Consider the following 21,069-nt stretch of genomic DNA (forward strand, 5'->3'; position numbering starts at 1 on the left):
TCACACCCGCATCGGCTGGGGGGACTCCCGGCGCAGCGGGTCCGGGCCGTCGTACTCCCGGATGATCTCGTAGCGGGTGTTGCGCTCCACCGGGCGGAAGCCCGCGTCGCGGATCAGCTCCAGCAGGTCCTCGCGGGTGAGCTTGTTCGGCGTGCCGAAGTTGTCGGCGTCGTGCGTGATCTTGTATTCGACGACCGAGCCGTCCATGTCGTCGGCGCCGAACTGGAGGGCGAGCTGCGCGGTCTGCACGCCGTGCATGACCCAGAAGACCTTGACGTGCGGGACGTTGTCGAACAGCAGGCGGGAGACGGCGAAGGTCTTCAGCGCCTCCGCGCCGGTCGCCATCCGGGTCCGCGCCTGGAGCCGGTTGCGGATCTTGCCGTCCTTCATGTCCACGAAGTCGTGCTGGTAGCGCAGCGGGATGAAGACCTGGAAGCCGCCGGTCTCGTCCTGGAGCTCGCGCAGCCGCAGCACGTGGTCGACGCGGTGGCGGGGCTCCTCGATGTGGCCGTACAGCATGGTGCACGGGGTCTTCAGCCCCTTCTCGTGCGCCAGCCGGTGGATCCGGGACCAGTCCTCCCAGTGGGTGCGGTGGTCCACGATGTGCTGCCGGACCTCCCAGTCGAAGATCTCCGCGCCGCCGCCGGTGAGCGACTCCAGCCCCGCGTCGATCAGCTCGTCGAGGATCTCGCTCGCGCTCAGTCCGGAGATGGTCTCGAAGTGGTGGATCTCGGTCGCGGTGAAGGCCTTCAGCGACACGTCCGGCAGGGCCTTCTTCAGCTCCCGCAGCGACCGCGGGTAGTACCGCCACGGCAGGTTCGGGTGCAGCCCGTTGACGATGTGCAGCTCGGTGAGGTTCTCCGACTCCATCGCCTTGGCGAGCTTGACGGCCTCCTCGATGCGCATCGTGTACGCGTCCTTCTCCCCCGGCTTGCGCTGGAAGGAGCAGTACGCGCAGGAGGCCGTGCACACGTTGGTCATGTTGAGGTGGCGGTTGACGTTGAAGTGGACGACGTCGCCGTTCTTCCGGGTGCGCACCTCGTGCGCGAGGCCGCCCAGCCACGCCAGGTCGTCCGACTCGTACAGCGCGATGCCGTCCTCACGGGTCAGCCGCTCACCGGAGCGGACCTTCTCCTCCAGCTCGCGCTTGAGCCCGACGTCCATGCCGATACCTCTTTCCTCAGACAGACTCCGACCACCGTACGCCCAGCCGGTCAGACCTCCTCCGGCAGCTCACCCACCCGGTTCTCCCACTTGGTGGAGAGCACGATGGTGGTACGGGTCCGGGAGACGCCCTTCGTCCCCGACAGCCGCCGGATGATCCTCTCCAGCCCGTCCACGTCCGTGGCCCGCACCTTGAGCATGAAGGAGTCGTCGCCCGCGATGAACCAGCAGTCCTCGATCTCGGGCAGGTCCTTCAGCCGGTGCGCCACGTCCTCGTGGTCGGCGGCGTCGGAGAGCGAGATGCCGATCAGGGCGGTGACGCCGAGGCCGAGCGAGGCGGCGTCCACGGTGGCGCGGTAGCCGGTGATGACGCCGGCCGCCTCCAGCCGGTTGATGCGGTCGGTGACACTGGGTCCCGACAGGCCGACGAGGCGCCCCAGCTCCGCGTAGGAGGCCCGGCCGTTCTCCCTCAGGGCCTGGATGAGCTGCCTGTCCACCGCGTCCATGCGATCGAAGCCTTCCGATGAAGAGGTGTGAAGAGGTCCGAGAACTGCTCAGGGTGAGCCGTGGTGCGCTGCCGCTCAGGTGGTGCGGGATCCGCCGCCCAGCTCACCCTCCCAACGGCGGTAGAGCCGGTGCGGCACGCCCGCCGCGTCCAGGACGCGTCCGGCGACGAAGTCCACCAGGTCCTGGATGTGCGTCGCGCCCGCGTAGAAGGCGGGCGAGGCGGGCACCACGGCCGCGCCCGCGTCGTCGAGCGCCACCAGGTGCCGCAGCGTCCGGCCGTCGAGGGGGGCCTCCCGCACGGCCACCACGAGCCTGCGCCCCTCCTTCAGGGTCACGCTCGCCGCCCGCTGCAACAGGTCCTTCGACAGCCCGAGCGCGACCCCGGCCACGCACGCCGTCGAGGCGGGCACGATCAGCATGCCCTTGGCCGGGTACGACCCCGAGGACGGCCCGGCCGCCAGGTCGCCGGCGCTCCAGTGCCGGACGCCCGCCAGGTCCACCGCGAAGGTGTCCGGCTTGCCGTCCGCCCCCCGCGACAGCCACTCCCGCAGGTCGTCCCGCCAGTGCGCGTCACGGAAGGAGATCCCGGTCTCGTCCAGCAGCGTGAGCCGCGAGGCCCGGCTGACGACCAGATCGACACTCTCGCCGGCGGCGAGCAGCGCACGCAGCACGGCGGCGGCGTACGGCGTCCCCGACGCCCCGGAGACCCCCACGATCCAAGGCGTGCGCTGCTTTTGTCCTGCGTTCACGTCTTGAGCGTACCGGCGGAGCGGGGGGTGTTCAGGACCGGTCGGGGATGTTCGGCCCCGCCGGTGGCCCCCGGCGGGCGCCGGCCCGCCCGGAGGGCCGGCGACGGTCACGGCCGCCTCCGCCGGGTCCCGCGCCCGGCGACGGGCCGCGCCGCGGTCACACGGTCAGCCCGCGCACCAGCAGGTCGAGCAGCGCGCACCCGAACAGGGCGATCCCGATGAAGCCGTTGACGCTGAAGAACGCGCGGTTCAGGCGGGACAGGTCGTGCGGGCGGACGAGGGTGTGCTCGTACACGAAGGCGCCCGCCACGATCACCAGGCCGAGCCAGAGGAGGACGCCGCCGTCGGTGATCAGCGCGTACCAGACGAACAGCGCCGTCGTCACCGCGTGGCAGGCCCGCGCGCCCCAGATGGCCGCCGGTATGCCGAAGCGGGCCGGGACCGACTTGACGCCGATCTCCCGGTCGGTCTCGACGTCCTGGCAGGCGTAGATCAGGTCGAAGCCGCCGATCCAGACGCCGACCGCGAGGCCCAGGACCACCGCCTCCCAGGACCACGTCCCGCTGATCGCCAGCCAGCCGCCGACCGGTCCCATGGCCTGGGCGAGGCCGAGGATGGCCTGCGGGAAGTTCGTGAACCGCTTGCCGTAGGGGTAGACCACCATCGGGACCACCGCGACGGGGGCGAGGGCCAGGCAGAGCGGGTTGAGCAGGGCCGCCGCGCCCAGGAAGACCGCCAGCGCGATCAGGGCGCCCGTCCAGGCGTGCTTCACCGACATCGCGCCGGTGACCAGCTCGCGGTGGGCGGTGCGCGGGTTGCGGGCGTCGATCTCGCGGTCGATGATCCGGTTGACCGCCATCGCGAAGGTGCGCAGGCCCACCATCGCCAGCGTGACCAGCAGCAGCCGGCCCCAGTGGATGGTGCGGTCCCCCTCGTACATCGCGGTCAGGGAGGCGATGTAGGCGAAGGGCAGCGCGAAGACGGAGTGCTCGATCATCACCAGGCGCAGGAACGCCCTGGTGCGGCCGGGCTGCCGCGGGATCGCGGCGGAGGCGCTGCTCACAGGCCGTACTCCTTCCAGCGGCGGTCCACCTTCGCCGCCGTCTCGGGGTCGGACTCGACCATGTCGGGCCAGCCGCCGTCGCGCGTGTAGCCCTCCTCGGGCCACTTCCGCGTCGCGTCGATGCCCGCCTTGCCGCCCCAGAACTGCTGGTAGGAGGCGTGGTCGAGGTGGTCGACGGGGCCCTCGACGACGGTGAGGTCGCGGGCGTAGTCGGTGTTGCCGAGGGCGCGCCAGGCGACCTCGTGCAGGTCGTGCACGTCGCAGTCGGCGTCGACGACCACGATCAGCTTGGTCAGGGACATCATGTGCGCGCCCCAGACGGCGTGCATGACCTTCTGGGCGTGCTTGGGGTACTTCTTGTCGATGGAGACGATCGCGCAGTTGTGGAAGCCGCCGGCCTCGGGCAGGTGGTAGTCCACGATGTCCGGGACGATGATCTTCAGCAGGGGGAGGAAGAACCGCTCGGTCGCCCGGCCCAGCGGCCCGTCCTCCGTCGGCGGGCGGCCCACGACGATCGACTGCAGCAGGGGGCGCCTGCGCATCGTGACGCAGTCGATCCGCAGCGCCGGAAAGGGCTCCTGCGGGGTGTAGAAGCCGGTGTGGTCGCCGAAGGGGCCCTCGGGCAGCATCTCGCCGGGCTCCAGCCAGCCCTCCAGCACCACCTCAGCCTGCGCCGGGACCTGCAGCGGCACCGTCTTGCAGTCGACCATCTCGATCCGCTTGCCCGCGACGAACCCGGCGAACAGGTACTCGTCGATGTCGCCGGGCAGCGGGGCGGTGGCGGCGTAGGTCACCGCGGGCGGGCAGCCGAAGGCGATCGCGACCGGCAGCCGCTCCCCGCGCCGGGCGGCCACCTGGTAGTGGTTGCGGCTGTCCTTGTGGATCTGCCAGTGCATGCCGATGGTGCGTTTGTCGTGGCGCTGGAGCCGGTACAGGCCCAGGTTGCGGACGCCCGTCTCGGGGTCCTTGGTGTGGGTCAGGCCCAGGTTGAAGAAGGAGCCGCCGTCCTTGGGCCAGGTGAACAGGGCGGGCAGCCGGTCGAGGTCGACGTCGTCGCCGTGCCGGACGACCTCCTGCACGGGGGCGTCGCCGGACTTCACCTTCTTCGGCGGGACGTGCGTCATCGCGCCGAGCTTGCCGAAGGCCTCCCGGACGCCGACGAAGCCGTGCGGCAGCTCCGGCTTCAGCAGCCCGCCGATCCTGTCGGAGATCTCGTCGTACGACTTCAGGCCGAGGGCCTTCAGCAGGCGGCGGTCGGTGCCGTACACGTTCATGGCCAGCGGCAGGTCGGAGCCGCGCACGTTCTCGAACAGCAGCGCGGGCCCGCCGGACTTCTGCACCCGGTCGACGATCTCCCCGACCTCCAGATACGGGTCGACCTCGGCCTTGATGCGCTTGAGGTCTCCCTCGCGCTCCAGCGCCCGGAGCAGGGAGCGAAGATCGTCGTAAGCCATGCGGTCCAGTATCCCCGAACGGCTACTCTGGCCCTGTACCTGGGGGTCGCCCCCCGCGACCCGGCCCGCCGCCCCCGTTCCCGCTGGAGAGTGCTCATGCTCCGGGTGCTGATGTTCCTCGTACCGCTGGCGCTGAGCGTCTACGCGTTCATCGACTGCATCAGTACGGACGAGGAGGACGTCCGCCACATGCCCAAGCCGCTGTGGGCGATCCTCGTGCTGCTGTTCCCGCTCGTCGGCTCGATCTCCTGGATCATCGCGGGCAAGCGGCGCAGCCCGGCCGCCGAGGGCTGGTCCGGCCTGCGCGCGAACCGGTCGCGGCAGTGGGTGGCGCCCGACGACAACCCCGAGTTCCTGAAGTCCCTCGACGAGGGCAAGAAGGACGGCGAGGACCGGAAGCGGGACGAGTCCTGACCGACGGCCCCGGCCCCGCCCGCGGACGGGGCCGGGGCGCCGCCGGGCGTCAGGAATCCCGGCCCGGCTCCCCGGTCCCGGGAGGCGACGCGGTGGCGGAGCCGGCGGTGACCAGACGGACGTCACCGGGCCCCTCCGCCACCGCGACGGCGACCCCCGGGTCCACTCCCTCGACGGCGTAAGCGGCCAGCGGCCGCGGTCCCGCTCCGTCGTCGCCGTCGCCCGGGGTGTCGTCGCAGGCCAGGAGGGTGGCGGTGCCGATCGGCTCCCCGAGGGGGGCGTCGGTCTCCTCCCCGCCCAGGTATCTGCGGCCGTCGTACTCGACGACGTACGCGCACGACGACCCGGCGCCGCCCGAGCCGCCCGGCGGTGACGCACAGCCCGCGGACACCGCGGCGGCGACCACCGCCGGCAGCGCCCACGCGGTCCTGCTCCCGCCGTGCCGGAACAACCTCTTCATCGGTACGCCTCCTCCCGGAGCACCGGCTCCGGCTCCGTGGCCGCACACCTGGGACGCGCCGGGCCCCCGAAAGGTTCAGCCGGCCGGGATCTCCTCCGCCACCGGCCTCCCGCACGGGACCGGGCCGTGCGGGACCGGGCCGTGCGGGACCGGGCCGTGCGGGACCGGGCCGTGCGGGGCGGCGAGGTGCCCGGCGGTCTTCACCGCCGGCATCGGATCGCCGTTCGAGATGCCATCCGTTCCATTGAAAACGCGCGACACGCACCGTCATCCGATGCGGCCGAGGCATTCCCTTGATCTGGTCTGTCCCAACTGCGAACGGAGACGCCACGTGCGAATCACTGACATCCAGCGCTGCGAGGTCCGTCCCGGACGGCTCGTCGAATGGACCCTCAGCCCGGCGACCGTCGCGACGGCGGCAGCCCTGCCGGAGGACTCCCGGCCGCCGGCGTACATCCAGGAGTCGCACATCAGGACGGCACGCTCGGTGCGCGAGGACGGCCTGTTCGTGCCGACCTGGATCGGCACGGCGTTCGACCTTCCGGGACCGGCCGACCTCGACGCCCTGCAGCACGCCCTGCGCGCCTGGACGCTGAGACACGAGACGCTGCGCAGCGGGTTCCGCTGGGACGGCGAGGAGATGCGCCGGTTCACGCTCGACGCCGACGCGGTGTCGCTGCACCGCGAGGAGATCGGCGACTTCCCCGACGGGACGCGGCTGGCCCGGCACCTCCAGGACCGCTTCGACGCCGTCGCGGACGCGCTGCGCTGGCCGAACCTGATCTACACGGCCGTCGTCCGGGACGACGGCGCGAGCGTGTACCTGGCCTTCGACCACAGCAACGTCGACGCCTACTCCCTCTACCGCATCCCGGCCGAGATCCACGAGCTGTACGCGGCGGCCGTCGAGGGGCGCCCGGTGGAGCAGCCGCCCGCGGGCAGTTACGTCGACTTCTGCGAGGCCGAGCGGGCCGACGCCGACCGGATCGACGGCACCAGCGACGTGGTGGCCCGGTGGCGGGAGTTCATCCACCGCTGCGACGGGCGGCTGCCGAACTTCCCCGTCGACCTCGGCCTGGACCCCGGCGGCGGGCTGCCCACCCAGAACCTCATGCGGGAACCGCTGGTGGACGCGGAGGCCGCCGCCGCGTTCGAGGCGTACTGCCGCCCCTTCGGCGGCGCCCTGGTCGGCATCCTGGCCGCCACCGCCCTGATCGTCCACGAGATCGGCGGGGAACCCGTCTACCGCACGGTGGTGCCGTTCCACACGCGGGTGAAGTCCCGCTGGTCGGACTCCGTGGGCTGGTACGTGGGCGGCGCCCCGATCGAGGTGCCCGTCGCCGAGGCCCCCGACTTCCCCGGCGCCCTGCGGGCGGTCCGGGCCGCGCTGCACGCCAACCGGCCGCTGGCCCGGATGCCGCTGGCCCGGGTGCTGCGGCTGCTCGGCGCGGACTTCCGGCCGACCTCGCCCGACCTGTACTCGATCGTCTCCTACGCCGACGCCCGGGACATCCCCGGGTCGCGGCGCTGGGCCGAGCTGAACGTGTACGGGCTGATGCGGGTGTCGTACGGCGACCAGGTCTGCGCGTGGGTCACGCGGCTGCACGAGGGGCTGTGGTTCGCGAGCCGCTACCCGGACACCGACGTCGCGCACAAGAACATGCGGCTGTACGTCGACCGGCTGCGGGACATGATCGCGGGGGTGCCCGCGGGACCTAGGTCATGAGTCCGGGAGGGGTGCCGGACGGCTGCTCCAGCAGGCCGATCAGCCGTTCGAACCGCTCCCGCCAGCGCTGCTCCGACTCCACCTCGCCCCGGAACTCGTGCGTGAAGCGGAGGGCGCAGCCGTCCTCGCCGTCGCGCTCCAGGTGGAAGCGGAGCCGGCCGGCGCCCTCCACGGTGTACTCGGCGATCCGGTCCACGTCCCAGGCGGTGATCCGCCCGGCGCCCAGTCCGCGCAGGGCGACGACGCCGTCCAGGCGCGGCTGGAGCACGTCGGCCTCGGTGAACCACTCCGCGAGCCCCTCGCGGGTGGCCAGCAGGGGCCAGACCCGCTCCATGGGCCGGGGAAGCCGCACCAGGAAGTGCAGCAGGTGCCCGCTCCCGCGGGTGTGGCTGGTGCCCTGCTCGATGGCTCCGGTCATGACACCAGCCTGACCCCCGGCCGGGGGTCGCGCACCCGTTACGGACGCTCGCCCGGCTCGTCGACGACGGCCCGGCGCAGGACGGCGGTGTTGCTGGTGACCGCGCCCTTCCTCAGGCCGGCGTGGTCCTCGGTGGCCACCGTGCGTTCCCCGAGGAACTCATGGGTCCGCGCGTCGAAGATCCACTCGTCGCGGAGCGGGTTGTCGGGGTCCTGGCGGGCGACCGCGACGCCGCGGCGCCCGGCGGCGTCGACGGCGTCCTTGACCACGGTCACGCCGGGGATGCGCGCGACCGCCCGGTACAGGGCCGCGCTCTGCTCCGGCGGCACGATCGCGTCCCGGATCAGGTCGCCGGCCAGCACGAACATGGCCTGGTGGGTCTCCTGGCCGCTGTGCTCGGGGGCGGTCCGGCGCAGCCAGTCGTACATCCCGTCCGGGTCGGCGGGCAGCGTCGACAGGTGCCGGTAGCTGGTGGCGGTCTCGTAGCCGGGCTCGCCCGGGGCCGGTTCGGGGGCGGTGGACCACTGGCCGCGCCCCTCCTCCCGGACCAGCCCCTTGCCGGTGCCGTCCACGGACGTCCAGTGCTCCGAGCGGTGCAGCGGCTGGATCCTCGCCTTCCGGCCCTCCTCGTAGACGGTGTGGGAGACCTTGCTGTCGACGTACACGAACTGGTCGTCCCGGATCTCGTCGTAGGCGCCGCCCGCGTCCTCGGCCGCCAGCGCGATGTCCTCCAGGAACGCGGCCGTGGCGCCTTCCCGCGCCGGGACGGTCGCGCGCACCCCGGTGCCGTCGGAGGGCGCCGGCAGGACGACGACGGTGACGGCGGCGGCCGTCGCCACGGCCGCCGCGGCGAGCGCGGGCCGCAGCCACGGGTTCCGCCTGCGGGCGGGTTCCTGTCCGGTGCGCCGGATCTCGGTCATCAGATGCTCCTTGAGGAGTCGGTGACGGCCCGGCGGAAGGTCTCTCTCGGGAAGTTCCGGGAGCTGGGGATTCATCGGTTTCCCTCCCTCAGGGGCCTGACCGCGGTGGTGCGGTCACCTCTGATCTGTCCGCGCGTTTCGGGCGGTTCCATATGTTTCGCGAGTTTCTTCCGCGCCCGGGACAGCCGCGACCGCACGGTGCCGACGGGCACGCCGAGCGCGTCGGCGGCGGCGGCGTAGTCCAGCCCGGACCACACGCACAGCGCCAGCACCTCGCGTTCGGCGCGGCGCAGCTTCGCCAGCGCGGCCCGGACGAGCGCCAGCTGCGCCGCGTCGTCGACCCGGCCCGCGACCTCCTCGGCGAAGTCCCGCACGGTCTCGTCGCGCGGCAGCCGGGCGACGGCGGCGCTGTGTCTTCGGGCGGCGCGGCGGATGTTGCGGGCGACGTTGGTGGCGATGCCGAGCAGCCAGGGCCGCAGCGAGCCGCCCTCCTCGTCCAGCCGGTCGCGCAGCCGCCAGGCGTCGAGGAAGGTCAGCGAGACGACGTCCTCGGCGCTCGCCCAGTCGCCGGTGAGCCGGAAGGCATGGTTGTAGACGGAGCGCGCGTAGGCGTCGAAGAGATCACCGAAGGCCTCGTGGTCTCCCGCGCGGACGCGTGTCCGCAGAGTCGTGTCCACGCCCTCTTGCCTGTCCGCACGGCGAAGGCCGGTTCCCGTGACCCACGTCACGGGAACCGGCCTTCGCCGCGGATGTCAGAACCCGGCCGAGCGGAGCACGCCCAGGCCGACGTCGGCGTAGGAGTGCTTGCCGGAGACGAAGATGTTGACGCCGTAGTAGTTGAACAGCCAGCAGCCGAAGGCGATCAGTGCCAGGTAGGCGGCCTTGCGGCCCTTCCAGCCGGCCGTGGCGCGGGCGTGCAGGTAGCCGGCGTAGGCGACCCAGGTGATGAAGGACCAGGTCTCCTTGGGGTCCCAGCCCCAGTAGCGGCCCCAGGCGTCGCCCGCCCAGATGGCGCCCGCGATGATCGTGAACGTCCACAGCGGGAAGACCGCGGCGTTGACGCGGTAGGCGAACTTGTCGAGGGACGCGGCGGACGGCAGCCGGTCCAGGACGGAGTTGGCGAAGCGGCCGGGGGTGCCGCCGGTGGCGAGCTTGTTCTCGTAGGAGTCCTTGAACAGGTACAGGATCGTGGAGACCGCGCCCACGTAGAAGACCGCGCCGCAGAAGATCGCCGTGGAGACGTGGATGTACAGCCAGTACGAGTGCAGGGCGGGCACCAGCTGGTCGCTGGCGGTGTACAGGACGGTGACGGCGAGCCCCAGGTCGAGCAGGACCGTGGTGATCAGGGGCAGGCCGAGCCAGCGGATGTTCTTCCGCAGCGCGAGCAGCGTCAGGTACACGCCGACGGCGACCGTGGAGAAGGTGATGTTGAACTCGTACATGTTGCCCCACGGCGCCCGCTGCACCGACAGGGCCCGCGCGAGCACGCCGCCGAACTCGACCAGGAAGGCGAGCACGGTCAGCGAGACGGCGACGCGGCCGTAGAGGTCGCCCTGCTCGTCCCCGCCGTGCGCCCCGGGCCCGTCGGGCACGTCCCGCGCCCCGGCCGCGGACCGTACGACGACCTTCGGCCGCTCCAGCACGGCGGTGCCGCCGGCCGTGCGCGCGGTGACGGCGGGCGCGTCCGCCTTCTCGTCCGCGGTGAGCGCGGCGGCGGTGCGGCCGACCTTGCTGCGGCTGCCGAAGAGCCACTCGGCGATGTACGCGAAGAAGGCCAGGGTGTAGACCGCCATCGCGGAGTAGATCAGCACGTTGCTGATGTTCGCGAGGTTCTCGTTGGCGGCGGCGGCCAGATCGGTCGCGGCGGCGGGAGTCACTGCTGCTCAGCCCCTTCGGCAGATACGGCGGGGGAATCGGAAGGGTGGGGATCGGGGGCGCCGGGCGCCCGCTCGTACAGGACCCCGGCGAGGTCGCCGAGCTCCTCGGGCACCTTGGCGGACTCGCTGCGGCCGAGACCGGCCATCTCCACGACGGTCACGCCGTCGGCGCCCTCGACGGCCCGCACCCACACGCGGCGGCGCTGGATGAACAGGGAGGCGGCGAGGCCGGCGATGGCGGCGAGGGAGCCGGCGAGGGCCCAGCCGCTGCCGGGCTGCCGGGCGACCTGGAAGCCCGCCCACTCCTTGACGCCCTCGAAGGTGACGGAGCCGGCGCCGTCCGGGAGCGTCATGGTCTGGCCGACCTTCAGCTGCTTCTTGAACAGCTCGCCGTCGGAGTCCTTGAACTCCTTCAGGTTCTTCTTGTCGAGCTGGTAGACGCTCTGCGGGATGCCCGAGTCGACGCCCAGGTCGCCGTGGTAGGCGGACAGCGCGAGCATCGGGTTCAGCAGCGCCGGGAAGGTCGACAGCATGGTGCTGCCCTGCCCGCCGTACGTCGGCAGGAAGAACGCGTTGAAGCCGAGCTGCTCCTTGACGCCCTCGGCGTTGCGGTAGCCGTCCATGACCTTGATGGCGCCGGAGGAGGTGACGTTGCCGTCCAGCGGCAGCAGCGGCACGGCCTCCTTGTCCATCACGACCCTGCCCTTGCCGTCCCGGACGGTGACGACGGGGGCGTAGCCGTGGCTGACCAGGTAGACCTTGGAGCCGCCGATCTCCAGCGGCTCGTTGACCCTGACGGTGGCCCTGCGCTCCTCGCCGTAGGCGCCCACGCTGTAGGTGACGTCGGCCTCGAAGGTGCGCGGGGTGCCGCGGTTGGGGCCGGTGGGCTCGTAGGTGCCGGTGAAGTCCTTCAGGGTGAAGCTGAACGGGTCCAGGTCGTCCTGGGTGAACAGGCTGCCGGACTTGAAGTCGTCGTACTGGGTGAGCGTGTTGGCGAAGCCGTCGCCCTCCAGGATCAGCTTGTTGCCCTCGGACTTCATCAGCTGGCCCCAGGCGAAGGCGATCAGCATCACGATCAGCGCCAGGTGGAAGACGAGGTTGCCGGCCTCGCGCAGATAGCCCTTCTCGGCGGCGACCGCGTCGCCGGACAGGTGCGCGCGGAAGCGGCGCTTCCGCAGCAGGGCGAGCGCGGCCTCGCGGACCTGCTCGGGCCGGGCCTCGGTGCGCCAGGTGGTGTAGGCGGGCAGCCGGGTCAGGCGCCGGGGCGCGGCGGGCGGCCGGCCGCGCAGCTGGCCGACGAACTGCCAGGTGCGGGGGACGATGCAGCCGATGAGGGAGACGAACAGCAGGATGTAGATCGCGGAGAACCACACCGAGCTGTAGACGTTGAACAGGCCCAGCTTGTCGTAGAGCGGCGCGAGCGTGGTGTGCTGCTCGCGGAACTCGGCGACCTTCGTGGCGTCGATGCCGGTCTGCGGGATCAGCGAGCCGGGGATCGCGCCCAGCGACAGCAGCAGGAGCAGCAGCAGCGCCACCCGCATGGAGGTGAGCTGCCGCCAGAACCAGCGGGCCCAGCCGACGACGCCCAGGGCGGGCAGGTGGGGGGCCTCCTCGGCGGGCGCGGTGGACAGCTGGGAGCCGGCCGCGCCGAGTTCCTGGTCCTCGGGGGTGTTCGGGGCCGCGTCGGGCCCGGTCTTCGAAGTCGTGCTCATCGGGTCAGATCCCCACAGTGAAGCCGTTGGACCAGGTCTGCATCTCCTGCACGATGCGGTCCCACGCGCCGGTCAGCAGCAGCAGACCGGTCACGATCATCATGGTGCCGCCGATCCGCATCACCCAGACATAGTGGCGCTTGACCCAGCCGAACGCGCCGAGGGCCTTGCGGAAGGCGACCGCGGCGAGCACGAACGGCACGCCGAGCCCGAGGCAGTAGGCGACGGTCAGGACGGCGCCGCGGCCCGCGCTGCCCTGGTCGGAGGAGAGGATCAGCACCGAGGACAGGGTCGGGCCGATGCACGGCGTCCAGCCGATGCCGAACAGCGCGCCCAGCAGGGGGGCGCCGACCAGGCCGGTCACCGGACGCCGGTGGAAGCGGAACTCGCGCTGGGTGAACCAGGGCATCAGGCCCATGAAGAAGACGCCCATGAGGATCATGAGCACCCCGAGCACCCGGGACAGCACGCCCCGGTGGTCCTGGAGCGTGTCGCCGAAGTAGCCGAACAGCGCCCCGCTGGAGACGAACACCGCGGTGAAGCCGAGGACGAACAGCGAGGCGCCGGCGACCATCCGGCCGCGCCGGGCCTCGGCCAGGTCGGTGCCGGTGACGCCGGTCACGTACGACAGGTAGCCGGGGACCAGCGGCAGGACGCACGGGGAGAAGAAGGAGACGAGGCCGCCGAGCAGCGCGACGGGCAGGGCCGCCAGCAGGGCGCCGTTGAGCACCGTGCCGTTGTAGCCCGTCGCGGCGAGCGTGGACAGCGCGGTCACGTCACTTCTCCGCCAGGACCGGGTCGATCATCTTGCGCAGTTTCTCCTCGGTGAGCGCCTGGAGGGTGCGCGCGGCGATCCTGCCGTCCCGGTCGATGATCAGCGTGGACGGGATGGCCTGCGGGTTGAGCGTGCCCTTGGCGAAGCGGAGCATCAGCTTGCCGGTCGGGTCGTACAGGCTCGGGTAGGTGATCCCGTACTCCTCCTCGAAGGCCCGCGCCGGGCCGGTGGAGGTGTCGCGGGTGTTGATGCCGACGAACTGGACACCCTGGTCCTTGACGTCCTCGTAGACCTTCTGGAAGTTCTTCGCCTCGGCCCGGCAGGGCGGGCACCAGGAGCCCCAGACGTTGAGGACGACGACCCTGCCCTTGTAGTCGTCGACGTCCAGCCGCTCACCGTCGACGGTCGGGCCGGACAGGTCGGGCGCGTCGGCCCGCTCGCCCCGGTCCACGGTGGCGATGCCGTCGGAGCCGGTGATGAAGTTGGTGTCGCCGCCGCCGCCCGAGGTGCCCCCGGAGCCGCACGCGGACACGAGCAGCGCGGCCGCGGCGGCACCGGCGGTCAGGACGGCACGGCGGGCACGGCTCCGCACGCGGGTCGTGCGGTCCGAGCGGTTCGAGCGGTTCGAGCGCAGGGGGGCGCGGCTGGCGGCAGTCATGTGAAAAGTTTCGCATGTCCGTTCCGGGGATCTTGCGCACCCCCTGGCGGGGGAGAAACCGCTCTTCAGAACCGCTTCCAGCCCTCCGCCGGGGCCTGCCCCACGTCCAGGGTGCGCAGCTTGGCGAGCACCTCGGGCCGCTGCGCGTCCAGCCAGTCCACGAGCTGCCGGAAGGAGACCAGCCTCACGTCCCCGCCCCGGTCCCGTTCCCGGGCCATGTGGATGAGGGCCTCCTCGACGGCGTCCATGTAGATGCCGCCGTTCCACTGCTCGAAGTGGTTGCCGATGAAGAGGGGCGCCCGGTTCGTCTCGTACGCCCGCCTGAAGCCGGAGATGTACGCCTGGGCGGACTGCTCCCGCCAGGCGGGACGGCGGTGGGCGGGCGCGTTGGTCGAGTTGACCGACTGGTTGGCGAGCATGTTGTAGTCCATCGACAGGACCTCGAAGGAACGGCCGGGGAAAGGTATCTGCTGCAGCGGCAGGTCCCAGATCCCCTGCTTCTTCACCGGCCAGACCTGCCGGCCGCCGGGCGAGGAGGCGTCGTAGCGCCAGCCGAGGGCACGGGCGGTGGGCAGCAGGTTCTCCTGGCCGAGCAGGCAGGGCGTGCGGCCGCCGACGAGTTCCCGGTCGTAGTCGAAGGGCAGGGGCGGCAGATCGGTCCAGCCGGTGTTGGTCCGCCACTCCTTGACGAAGGACTTCGCCTGCTCGATCTCGTCGCGCCACTGCCGCGGCGTCCAGTGGGCGACCGAGCCGGGGCCGTCGCCGCAGAAGTGGCCGTTGAAGTGGGTGCCGATCTCGTGGCCCTCCAGCCAGGCGCGGCGCAGGCCGTGCAGCGTGTCCTTGATGTGGCCGTCGGTGAGGTAGCCGATGTCGGAGGCGCCGCGCGGGTTGTTCGGCGGGTCGTACCGGCGCTTGTGCGCCTCGGGCAGCAGGTACAGGCCCGAGAGGAAGAAGGTCATGTGCGCGCCGTGCTCCTTGGCCAGGTCCAGGAAGCGCGGGAAGAGACCGTTGCCGACCTCACCGGCCCCGTCCCAGGAGAAGACGACGAACTGCGGCGGCGTCTGGCCGGGCTCCAGCGGCACGGGCCGCGCGGGCTGGTGGGGCTGCTTGCCGGTGAAGGCGGTGGAGCCGTCGCCCAGGGGGCGGGCGGTGGGCGTCGGCCGGCCGCCGGGGGGCCGGCCGGCGGAACCGCCGGCGTGGGTCGAGCCGTCCGTCCGGACGGAGCCGCCGCAGCCCGCGAGTCCCACGGCGGCCGCGGCGCCCGCCCCCAGACCGATCGCTCCCCTTCGACTGATGTGACGCATGCCATCCCCGCCCGTCGTGCTCTCTGCTTGGCCACCTGGTCAGAGGGCACGGCGAACGGGGAGGTTCCCGATGAATGTGCGGTTTTCGCAACAAAGTTCGATAGAAGGGCGTCGACCGATGGGCATCAGCCGGCGGGCGCCCACCGGCGGCGACGACCGGCGGGCGCGCCTACGCGCCGAACGCCTTGTCCTTCCCCTTCACCGGCCTGGCTCCGGCGAGCAGATGGGCCGGGACGAGGTCGCGGGCCGGCTCGCTGTAGCCGACGGACACGATCCGGTCGCCCTCGAAGGTGAAGCTGGTCAGGGACGCGAGCGTGCACTGCCGCTTGCGCGGGTCGTGCCACAGCCGCCGCTTCTCGACGTAGGACCGCACGATCCAGATCGGCAGCTGGTGGCTGACCAGCACCGCCTCGTGCCCCCGCGCCCGGTCCTTCGCCGTGTGCAGCGCGGCCATCATGCGGACCACCTGGTCGACGTACGGCTCGCCCCACGACGGGCGCATCGGGTTGACCAGGTGCCGCCAGTTGCCGGGCCGGCGCAGCGCCCCGTCGCCCACGCCGAACGTCTTGCCCTGGAAGACGTTCTCGGCCTCGATCAGCCGCTCGTCGGTGTTCAGCTCCAGCCCGTGCGCCTTGGCGATCGGCGTCGCCGTCTCCTGCGCCCGCTCCAGCGGGGAGGCGGCGACGTAGGTCACGTCGCGGGGGGCGAGGTGCTCGGCGACCCGGTCGGCCATGCGCCGGCCCAGCTCGGAGAGGTGGTAGCCGGGCAGCCGGCCGTACAGGATGCCGTCCGGGTTGGCCACCTCGCCGTGCCGCATGAGGTGGACGACGGTGATGTCGCGGTGGGTGCTCATGCCGCCGTGGCCTCCGCCGCCGCCCGGGCCGCCGCCGGAAGGGCGTCGGCGATCCGCTCCAGGGCCCGCTCGTCCAGCGCGGTGGACACGAACCAGGACTCGAAGGACGACGGCGGCAGGTAGACGCCGTTCGCCAGCATCGCGTGGAAGAAGGCGGTGAAGCGGAAGGACTCCTGCGCCCTGGCGTCCTCGTAGGTGCGCACGGGCCGGTCCGTGAAGAACACGGAGAACATGGTGGAGGCGTTCTGCACCTGGTGGGCGACGCCCTCCTTGCTCAGCGCCTCGGACACCAGGGACCGGACCCGCGCGGAGACGGCGTCGAGCTTCTCGTACGCCGCGTCGTCGAGCAGCCGCAGCTGGGCGAGGCCGGCGGCGGTGGCGACCGGGTTCCCGGAGAGGGTGCCGGCCTGGTAGACGGGGCCGGCCGGGGCGAGGTGCGCCATGACGTCGGCGCGCCCGCCGAACGCCGCGGCCGGGAAGCCGCCGCCCATCACCTTGCCGAAGGTCATCAGGTCGGGGACCACGCCGTCGACGCCGTACCAGCCGGCCCGGCTGGTACGGAAGCCGGTCATGACCTCGTCGGAGATGTACAGGGCGCCGTGCTCGGCGCAGAGGTCCTTCAGCCCCTGGTTGAACCCGGGCAGCGGCGGCACGACGCCCATGTTGCCCGGGGACGCCTCGGTGATCACGCAGGCGATCTCGCCGGGGTGGGCGGCGAAGGCGGCCCGCACGGCGTCGAGGTCGTTGTACGGCAGGACGATCGTGTCGCCGGCCTGGGCGCCGGTGACGCCGGGGGTGTCGGGCAGCGCGAAGGTGGCGACGCCGGACCCGGCGGAGGCCAGGAGGGAGTCGACGTGCCCGTGGTAGCACCCGGCGAACTTGACGACCTTGGTGCGCCGCGTGAACCCGCGGGCGAGCCGGATCGCCGACATCGTCGCCTCGGTTCCGCTGGACACCAGCCGCACCCGCTCCAGCGGCGCGACCCGGGCGACCATCTCCTCGGCGAGCGCGACCTCGCCCTCACCGGGCGTGCCGAAGGAGGTGCCGCGCGCGACGGCCTCCTGCACGGCGGCGACGACCTCGGGGTGCGCGTGCCCGAGGATCATGGGCCCCCAGGAGCAGACGAGGTCGACGTACTCGCGCCCGTCGGCGTCGATCAGGTACGGGCCGCTGCCGGACACCATGAACCGGGGCGTGCCGCCCACGGCCCCGAAGGCCCGCACCGGCGAATTCACACCGCCGGGCGTGACGGCCGCCGCACGGTCGAACAGAGCCTGTGAGGCCGGTGCTTCATAGGGATATGCCAGTTCGCTCATGACCTGCGACTTCTCCGACCTTCTCCGATGACGTGGACTCCGGTTGCCAGTGACCTGTTCAGGGTAGGCCAGGGGGTCGGGGAGGCAGAGGTGTGCCGGGGCGACGGGGGCGGCGGACCGTCGCCGGCCGGGCGGGCGGGCGCCGGGTGGACGATTTCCACGCCGTCGCACGCCCTCGGTCTGCGAAACTGGGCCTTGTACACAGCTCGGACAGTTCAAAAGTGTTCAATGGCGCGTTCAGGTCCGACGAAGATCCTGGGATCCTGGAGTTCCCCGCGGACGGATGGTTCACCGCACGTTTCGGCGCGCGGCCGTGGGGGAGGTCACTGACACGATGATCGGGTTGCGCGGCGGGGGACACGCGTCCTAGAAAAGCAGTCGGGTGGAGATATGCATCGCGGTGGCGGACTGGGCGAGGGGACCGGTGACCTGGGTCCTCGACGTGCCCGGCGGGGAAGGCACCGACGCGACGCGGAGGAAACGACCGAGACACGTCAGGCGCACGGCGTACCGAGTGAGCCCGAGCGGCTCGACCGACGGGTCGACCGGCTGAGGGCGGGGAGCAGGAATGGTGGTCGGGTGGGGGTGACGTACAAGTACTTCGGCGCGCCCGACGGCGCGACCGCGGCCCGCGTCCCGATCTCGATGCGCCCCGAGGAGCTCGGCGGCGACGAACTCGGCATGAACGGCATGTTCACCAAGATCAAGCCGGAGACGATGGCCGCCATGGTGCTGACCGGCATCGAGGGCGTGCCCCTGCACAAGGTGCCCCCGCTGGAACTGGTCGTCCTGCACCCCGACTACGCGGTGGTCAAGCTCCCGACGACCGCCGTCGACCCGTTGCGCGACATCGGCGAGGAGGCGGTCGGCGCGGCGGCCTTCATCTGGTCGACGGTGCCGGACCGGGGCGGGCCGCGGGACGCGTTCAACGTGTACCGGCTGCTGCACGAGTGGCAGGACTTCAGCCACCGGCTGCACGAGGCGGGGCATCAGCCGTACTGCCTGGTGTGGCCCTGAGCCGGGGCTTTCCGGGTTTCCTGATTCGGGCGGGACTTTCGGGTCCCGCCCTCGTCGTGTGCCGGGCGGGGCCGTCGGGCGGACGGGGCGCATCGAGGGCACGACGGGTGCCGGAGCCGTCCGCGTGCCCGTCGATGCGGCGTGATGCCGCAGGGCGCCGACGGGTGACCGGGCGCTGCCGGCCCCGCCCGGGGACGGCGACCGGCATGAAGAACGCGTGAAGATTGCCGGGAGCAGGCAATGTCCCGGCGGCCGCCGGCATGTGACGATGCGCGTACCGACAGGGGGCGGGCAAGGAGAGGCGGTGGGTGCGGATGGCCTGGTTTCTCGGTCTCGGCATCGCGGGGGTCGTCCTCCTTGCCCTGTCGTTCGTCCTCGACGGCGTTCTCGAAGGGCTGCTCGACGGCGTCGCCGTGGTGGACGGTCCGCTCGACGGGCTGCTGTCGCTTCCGGTGATCGCCGGGTTCCTGTCCATGCTCGGTTTCTCCGGGGCGATCGTCCTGGGGACCACCGGGCTGGGCGCGGGGGGCGCGACGGCGGTCGGGGTGCCGGCCGGTGCCGCCACCGGCTGGTGCGCCTACCGCCTCGGCCGGGCGCTGGCGCGCGATTCCTCCGGGGCCGCGCCGCGGGGGGAGGACCTGATCGGCGTCACGGGTTCGGTGGTCACCGCGATCCCGGTCGGCGGATACGGCGAGGTGCTGGTGCGCCTGGCCGGCCAGCCGGTGAAGCTCGCGGCGAGGAGCCCGGTCGCCGTGGCCCGGGGAGCCGAGGTCTGGGTCGAGGGGACGCTGTCGCAGTCGGCGGTGTCCGTACGTCCCGTCGAACGCTGATCCGGCCGACCGCCGGTCCGGCCGACCGCTCCTCGCCGGACCGTTCCTTGCTGAACCGTTTCCTTCCGGCACGCCCGGTCGTGTCGTTCTCGTCCGTACACCCTTACCGAGTGCCGTCCGCAGGGAGGGCTGAGGGGGCAACACCATGAGTTCTGTCGTCATCGCGGCGGGAGGGGTCGTCGTACTCCTCGTGCTGATCGCGCTGGTGGTCGTCAGCCGCTACAAGGTGGCCGGGCCGAGCGAGGCGTTCATCGTCACCGGGCGGCGCGGCAAAAAGGCCACCGATCCCGAGACCGGCCGGGTGTTCACCGACAACAGCGGGCAGAAGGTCGTGGTCGGCGGCGGTGTGTTCGTCGTGCCCTTCGTCCAGCAGAAGTTCACGCTCGACCTGTCCTCGCGGCACATCCCGGTGGCGGTGCGCGGCGCGGTCACCCTGCGCGGGGTGAAGGCCAACCTGGAGGGCGTCGCGATCGTCAAGGTCGGCGGCACCGAGGACGCCATCCGGGCCGCCGCCCAGCGGTTCCTGATGCAGCAGGACGGCATCGTCGGCTTCACCCAGGAGGTGCTCTCGGGCGCGCTGCGCGCGATCGTGGGCCGGATGGCGGTGGAGGACATCATCCGCGACCGGGCCGCGTTCGCCGGGCAGGTCGCCGAGGAGGCCGAGGCGAGCCTGTCCGGGCAGGGCCTGGTGCTGGACGCCTTCCAGATCCAGGACATCACCACCGAGGGCTCCTACCTGGAGGACCTCGGCCGCCCCGAGGCCGCCCGCGCCAAGCAGGAGGCCGACATCGCCGAGGCCGAGGCGCGGCGGGCCGCCGAGCAGGCGCGGCTGAAGGCCGAGGAGGAGATCGCGGTCGCCCAGCGCACGCTCTACCTGCGGCAGGCCGAGATCAAGGCCGAGACCGACCAGGCCGCCGCCCGCGCCAACGCCGCCGGGCCGCTGGCCGAGGCCGCCCGGCAGCAGGAGATCCTCACCGAGCAGGAGAAGGTCGCCGAACGGCAGGCCGCCCTGACCGACCGTCAGCTCGACACCCAGGTCCGCAAGCCGGCCGACGCCCAGCGGTACGCCGCCGAGCAGGAGGCCGAGGCCAAGCGGGTCGCCCGGGTCAAGCAGGCCGAGGCCGAGCGGCTGGCGGAGATCGCCGCCGCCCAGGCGGAGGCCGAGCGGTCCCGGCTCACGGGTGAGGGCGAGAAGCAGCGCAGGTCCGCGCTGGCCGAGGCGCAGGCGATCGAGGGCCTGAAGCAGGGCGAGGCCGAGCGGGCCCGGCGCGCGGCCGTCGCGGAGGCGGTCCGCCTGGAGGGCGACGCGGAGGCCGCCGCGATCGGCGCCAGGGGCGCGGCCGAGGCCGAGGCGATGCGGAAGAAGGCCGACGCCTTCGCCCAGTACGGCGACGCGGCCGTGCTGCAGATGCTCGTCGAGGTGCTGCCGCAGGTCGTCGCCAAGGCGTCCGAACCGCTCAGCGCCGTCGACAAGATGACCGTCATCTCCACCGACGGGGCGAGCCGGCTGTCGCGCACCGTCGCCGACAACGTCGCCCAGGGCATGGAACTGCTCGGCGCCACCACCGGAGTGGACCTCGCGGAGCTGCTGAAGGGCATCGCCCGGCGCGACGGCGCCGCCCGGCCCGCGGCGACGGCCGCCGGGACCGACGGCAAGGTCGAGATCGGCTGAGATCCGCGGACCGGACACCGGGCCCGCGCGGCAGCGCGCCGCCGGGCCCGGATCCGGCGCCGGCCCGTCGGGCGGCCGTCCCGCGGCGGTCCCGGCCGGAAGCCCGGCGCCGCGTGCCGGGCCGGACGTCCCCTCTCCGTCGTCCCCCGGACCGGGGGCTCCCCCCGGGGCCACGGCAGC

Annotated in this window: 21 protein-coding genes; 5 read left to right on the top strand and 16 right to left on the bottom strand. The window is 72.3% G+C overall.

The genetic code is table 11. The features are described 5' to 3' along the window. From mqnE to ABD363_RS02450, 5 genes are all read right to left on the bottom strand, one after another. A complete protein-coding gene (gene mqnE, locus ABD363_RS02430; RefSeq protein ID WP_344599650.1) occupies window positions 1-1,164 on the bottom strand; it encodes an aminofutalosine synthase MqnE in 1,164 nt (387 codons plus the stop codon). A 50-nt stretch (window positions 1,165-1,214) separates the two neighbouring features. Then, a complete protein-coding gene (locus ABD363_RS02435; RefSeq protein WP_344599651.1) occupies window positions 1,215-1,670 on the bottom strand; it encodes an Lrp/AsnC family transcriptional regulator in 456 nt (151 codons plus the stop codon). Between the two features lie 75 nt (window positions 1,671-1,745). Further along, window positions 1,746-2,420 carry a UbiX family flavin prenyltransferase gene (locus ABD363_RS02440; protein ID WP_344599652.1) on the bottom strand — a complete coding sequence of 225 codons (675 nt, stop codon included), beginning with the start codon at window positions 2,418-2,420 and terminating at the stop codon, window positions 1,746-1,748. 157 nt (window positions 2,421-2,577) lie between these two features. Continuing rightward, the gene (gene mqnP / locus ABD363_RS02445; RefSeq protein WP_344599653.1) at window positions 2,578-3,483 is read right to left on the bottom strand and encodes a menaquinone biosynthesis prenyltransferase MqnP; all 906 of its coding nucleotides are present in this window, start codon (window positions 3,481-3,483) and stop codon (window positions 2,578-2,580) included. Beyond that, window positions 3,480-4,937 (bottom strand): menaquinone biosynthesis decarboxylase, encoded by a 1,458-nt coding sequence (locus tag ABD363_RS02450; protein ID WP_344599654.1) that lies wholly within the window; start codon window positions 4,935-4,937, stop codon window positions 3,480-3,482. Before ABD363_RS02450 ends, mqnP begins: the two co-directional genes overlap by 4 nt. Window positions 4,938-5,033: 96 nt before the next feature. Between ABD363_RS02450 and ABD363_RS02455 the strand changes: the two genes are divergently transcribed. After that, window positions 5,034-5,351 carry a PLD nuclease N-terminal domain-containing protein gene (locus ABD363_RS02455; protein ID WP_344599655.1) on the top strand — a complete coding sequence of 106 codons (318 nt, stop codon included), beginning with the start codon at window positions 5,034-5,036 and terminating at the stop codon, window positions 5,349-5,351. 49 nt (window positions 5,352-5,400) lie between these two features. Here ABD363_RS02455 and ABD363_RS02460 read toward each other — a convergent pair whose 3' ends face one another. After that, complete coding sequence (locus tag ABD363_RS02460; protein ID WP_344599656.1) at window positions 5,401-5,811, bottom strand: DUF6281 family protein; 411 nt, start codon at window positions 5,809-5,811, stop codon at window positions 5,401-5,403. Between the two features lie 331 nt (window positions 5,812-6,142). Between ABD363_RS02460 and ABD363_RS02465 the strand changes: the two genes are divergently transcribed. Beyond that, window positions 6,143-7,537, top strand: a complete 1,395-nt coding sequence (locus ABD363_RS02465; RefSeq protein WP_344599657.1) for a condensation domain-containing protein — start codon at window positions 6,143-6,145, stop codon at window positions 7,535-7,537. On the opposite strand, the gene ABD363_RS02470 is transcribed toward ABD363_RS02465, so the two are convergent. The 10 genes from ABD363_RS02470 to hemL all read right to left on the bottom strand — a co-directional run bounded on the left by ABD363_RS02470 (window position 7,527) and on the right by hemL (window position 17,370). Further along, window positions 7,527-7,955 carry an SRPBCC family protein gene (locus ABD363_RS02470; protein ID WP_344599658.1) on the bottom strand — a complete coding sequence of 143 codons (429 nt, stop codon included), beginning with the start codon at window positions 7,953-7,955 and terminating at the stop codon, window positions 7,527-7,529. The genes ABD363_RS02465 and ABD363_RS02470 overlap by 11 nt on opposite strands. A 38-nt stretch (window positions 7,956-7,993) precedes the next feature. After that, window positions 7,994-8,950 carry a CU044_5270 family protein gene (locus tag ABD363_RS02475; RefSeq protein ID WP_344599659.1) on the bottom strand — a complete coding sequence of 319 codons (957 nt, stop codon included), beginning with the start codon at window positions 8,948-8,950 and terminating at the stop codon, window positions 7,994-7,996. After that, the gene (locus ABD363_RS02480) at window positions 8,947-9,552 is read right to left on the bottom strand and encodes an RNA polymerase sigma factor (protein WP_344599660.1); all 606 of its coding nucleotides are present in this window, start codon (window positions 9,550-9,552) and stop codon (window positions 8,947-8,949) included. Before ABD363_RS02480 ends, ABD363_RS02475 begins: the two co-directional genes overlap by 4 nt. A 75-nt stretch (window positions 9,553-9,627) precedes the next feature. After that, entirely contained in the window at window positions 9,628-10,752 is a 1,125-nt protein-coding gene (ccsB, locus tag ABD363_RS02485) for a c-type cytochrome biogenesis protein CcsB (protein ID WP_344599661.1), read from the bottom strand. Then, window positions 10,749-12,464, bottom strand: a complete 1,716-nt coding sequence (gene resB, locus ABD363_RS02490; protein ID WP_344599662.1) for a cytochrome c biogenesis protein ResB — start codon at window positions 12,462-12,464, stop codon at window positions 10,749-10,751. Before resB ends, ccsB begins: the two co-directional genes overlap by 4 nt. Window positions 12,465-12,468: 4 nt before the next feature. Continuing rightward, a complete protein-coding gene (locus tag ABD363_RS02495) occupies window positions 12,469-13,239 on the bottom strand; it encodes a cytochrome c biogenesis CcdA family protein (RefSeq protein ID WP_344599663.1) in 771 nt (256 codons plus the stop codon). 1 nt (window position 13,240) lies between these two features. Continuing rightward, complete coding sequence (locus tag ABD363_RS02500; RefSeq protein ID WP_344599664.1) at window positions 13,241-13,897, bottom strand: TlpA family protein disulfide reductase; 657 nt, start codon at window positions 13,895-13,897, stop codon at window positions 13,241-13,243. A 65-nt stretch (window positions 13,898-13,962) separates the two neighbouring features. Beyond that, window positions 13,963-15,201, bottom strand: coding sequence for a polysaccharide deacetylase family protein (locus ABD363_RS02505; protein ID WP_344599665.1), 1,239 nt, complete (start codon window positions 15,199-15,201; stop codon window positions 13,963-13,965). Between the two features lie 169 nt (window positions 15,202-15,370). Next, window positions 15,371-16,054, bottom strand: a complete 684-nt coding sequence (locus ABD363_RS02510) for a histidine phosphatase family protein (protein WP_344599666.1) — start codon at window positions 16,052-16,054, stop codon at window positions 15,371-15,373. Continuing rightward, window positions 16,051-17,370 (bottom strand): glutamate-1-semialdehyde 2,1-aminomutase, encoded by a 1,320-nt coding sequence (gene hemL, locus ABD363_RS02515; protein WP_344599667.1) that lies wholly within the window; start codon window positions 17,368-17,370, stop codon window positions 16,051-16,053. Before hemL ends, ABD363_RS02510 begins: the two co-directional genes overlap by 4 nt. A gap of 390 nt (window positions 17,371-17,760) precedes the next feature. Between hemL and ABD363_RS02520 the strand changes: the two genes are divergently transcribed. From ABD363_RS02520 to ABD363_RS02530, 3 genes are all read left to right on the top strand, one after another. Next, a complete protein-coding gene (locus ABD363_RS02520; RefSeq protein WP_344599668.1) occupies window positions 17,761-18,387 on the top strand; it encodes a hypothetical protein in 627 nt (208 codons plus the stop codon). Window positions 18,388-18,701: 314 nt separating this feature from the next. Next, window positions 18,702-19,217, top strand: coding sequence for a hypothetical protein (locus ABD363_RS02525; protein ID WP_344599669.1), 516 nt, complete (start codon window positions 18,702-18,704; stop codon window positions 19,215-19,217). Between the two features lie 145 nt (window positions 19,218-19,362). Beyond that, window positions 19,363-20,889, top strand: coding sequence for an SPFH domain-containing protein (locus tag ABD363_RS02530; RefSeq protein WP_344599670.1), 1,527 nt, complete (start codon window positions 19,363-19,365; stop codon window positions 20,887-20,889). Window positions 20,890-21,069: the final 180 nt, after the last annotated feature.

This window comes from Streptomyces glaucus (genome assembly GCF_039533365.1).
GTDB classification, from domain to species: domain Bacteria; phylum Actinomycetota; class Actinomycetes; order Streptomycetales; family Streptomycetaceae; genus Streptomyces; species Streptomyces glaucus.

Bases quoted from the DNA above. Each gene is read 5' to 3' on its own strand.
- mqnE (WP_344599650.1), bottom strand. From the start codon at position 1,164: ATGGACGTCGGGCTCAAGCGCGAGCTGGAGGAGAAGGTCCGCTCCGGT.
- ABD363_RS02435 (WP_344599651.1), bottom strand. From the start codon at position 1,670: ATGGACGCGGTGGACAGGCAGCTCATCCAGGCCCTGAGGGAGAACGGC.
- ABD363_RS02450 (WP_344599654.1), bottom strand. From the start codon at position 4,937: ATGGCTTACGACGATCTTCGCTCCCTGCTCCGGGCGCTGGAGCGCGAG.
- ABD363_RS02455 (WP_344599655.1), top strand. From the start codon at position 5,034: ATGCTCCGGGTGCTGATGTTCCTCGTACCGCTGGCGCTGAGCGTCTAC.
- ABD363_RS02460 (WP_344599656.1), bottom strand. From the start codon at position 5,811: ATGAAGAGGTTGTTCCGGCACGGCGGGAGCAGGACCGCGTGGGCGCTG.
- ABD363_RS02470 (WP_344599658.1), bottom strand. From the start codon at position 7,955: ATGACCGGAGCCATCGAGCAGGGCACCAGCCACACCCGCGGGAGCGGG.
- ABD363_RS02475 (WP_344599659.1), bottom strand. From the start codon at position 8,950: ATGAATCCCCAGCTCCCGGAACTTCCCGAGAGAGACCTTCCGCCGGGC.
- resB (WP_344599662.1), bottom strand. From the start codon at position 12,464: ATGAGCACGACTTCGAAGACCGGGCCCGACGCGGCCCCGAACACCCCC.
- ABD363_RS02500 (WP_344599664.1), bottom strand. From the start codon at position 13,897: ATGACTGCCGCCAGCCGCGCCCCCCTGCGCTCGAACCGCTCGAACCGC.
- ABD363_RS02505 (WP_344599665.1), bottom strand. From the start codon at position 15,201: ATGCGTCACATCAGTCGAAGGGGAGCGATCGGTCTGGGGGCGGGCGCC.
- ABD363_RS02510 (WP_344599666.1), bottom strand. From the start codon at position 16,054: ATGAGCACCCACCGCGACATCACCGTCGTCCACCTCATGCGGCACGGC.
- hemL (WP_344599667.1), bottom strand. From the start codon at position 17,370: ATGAGCGAACTGGCATATCCCTATGAAGCACCGGCCTCACAGGCTCTG.
- ABD363_RS02520 (WP_344599668.1), top strand. From the start codon at position 17,761: ATGCATCGCGGTGGCGGACTGGGCGAGGGGACCGGTGACCTGGGTCCT.
- ABD363_RS02525 (WP_344599669.1), top strand. From the start codon at position 18,702: ATGGCCTGGTTTCTCGGTCTCGGCATCGCGGGGGTCGTCCTCCTTGCC.
- ABD363_RS02530 (WP_344599670.1), top strand. From the start codon at position 19,363: ATGAGTTCTGTCGTCATCGCGGCGGGAGGGGTCGTCGTACTCCTCGTG.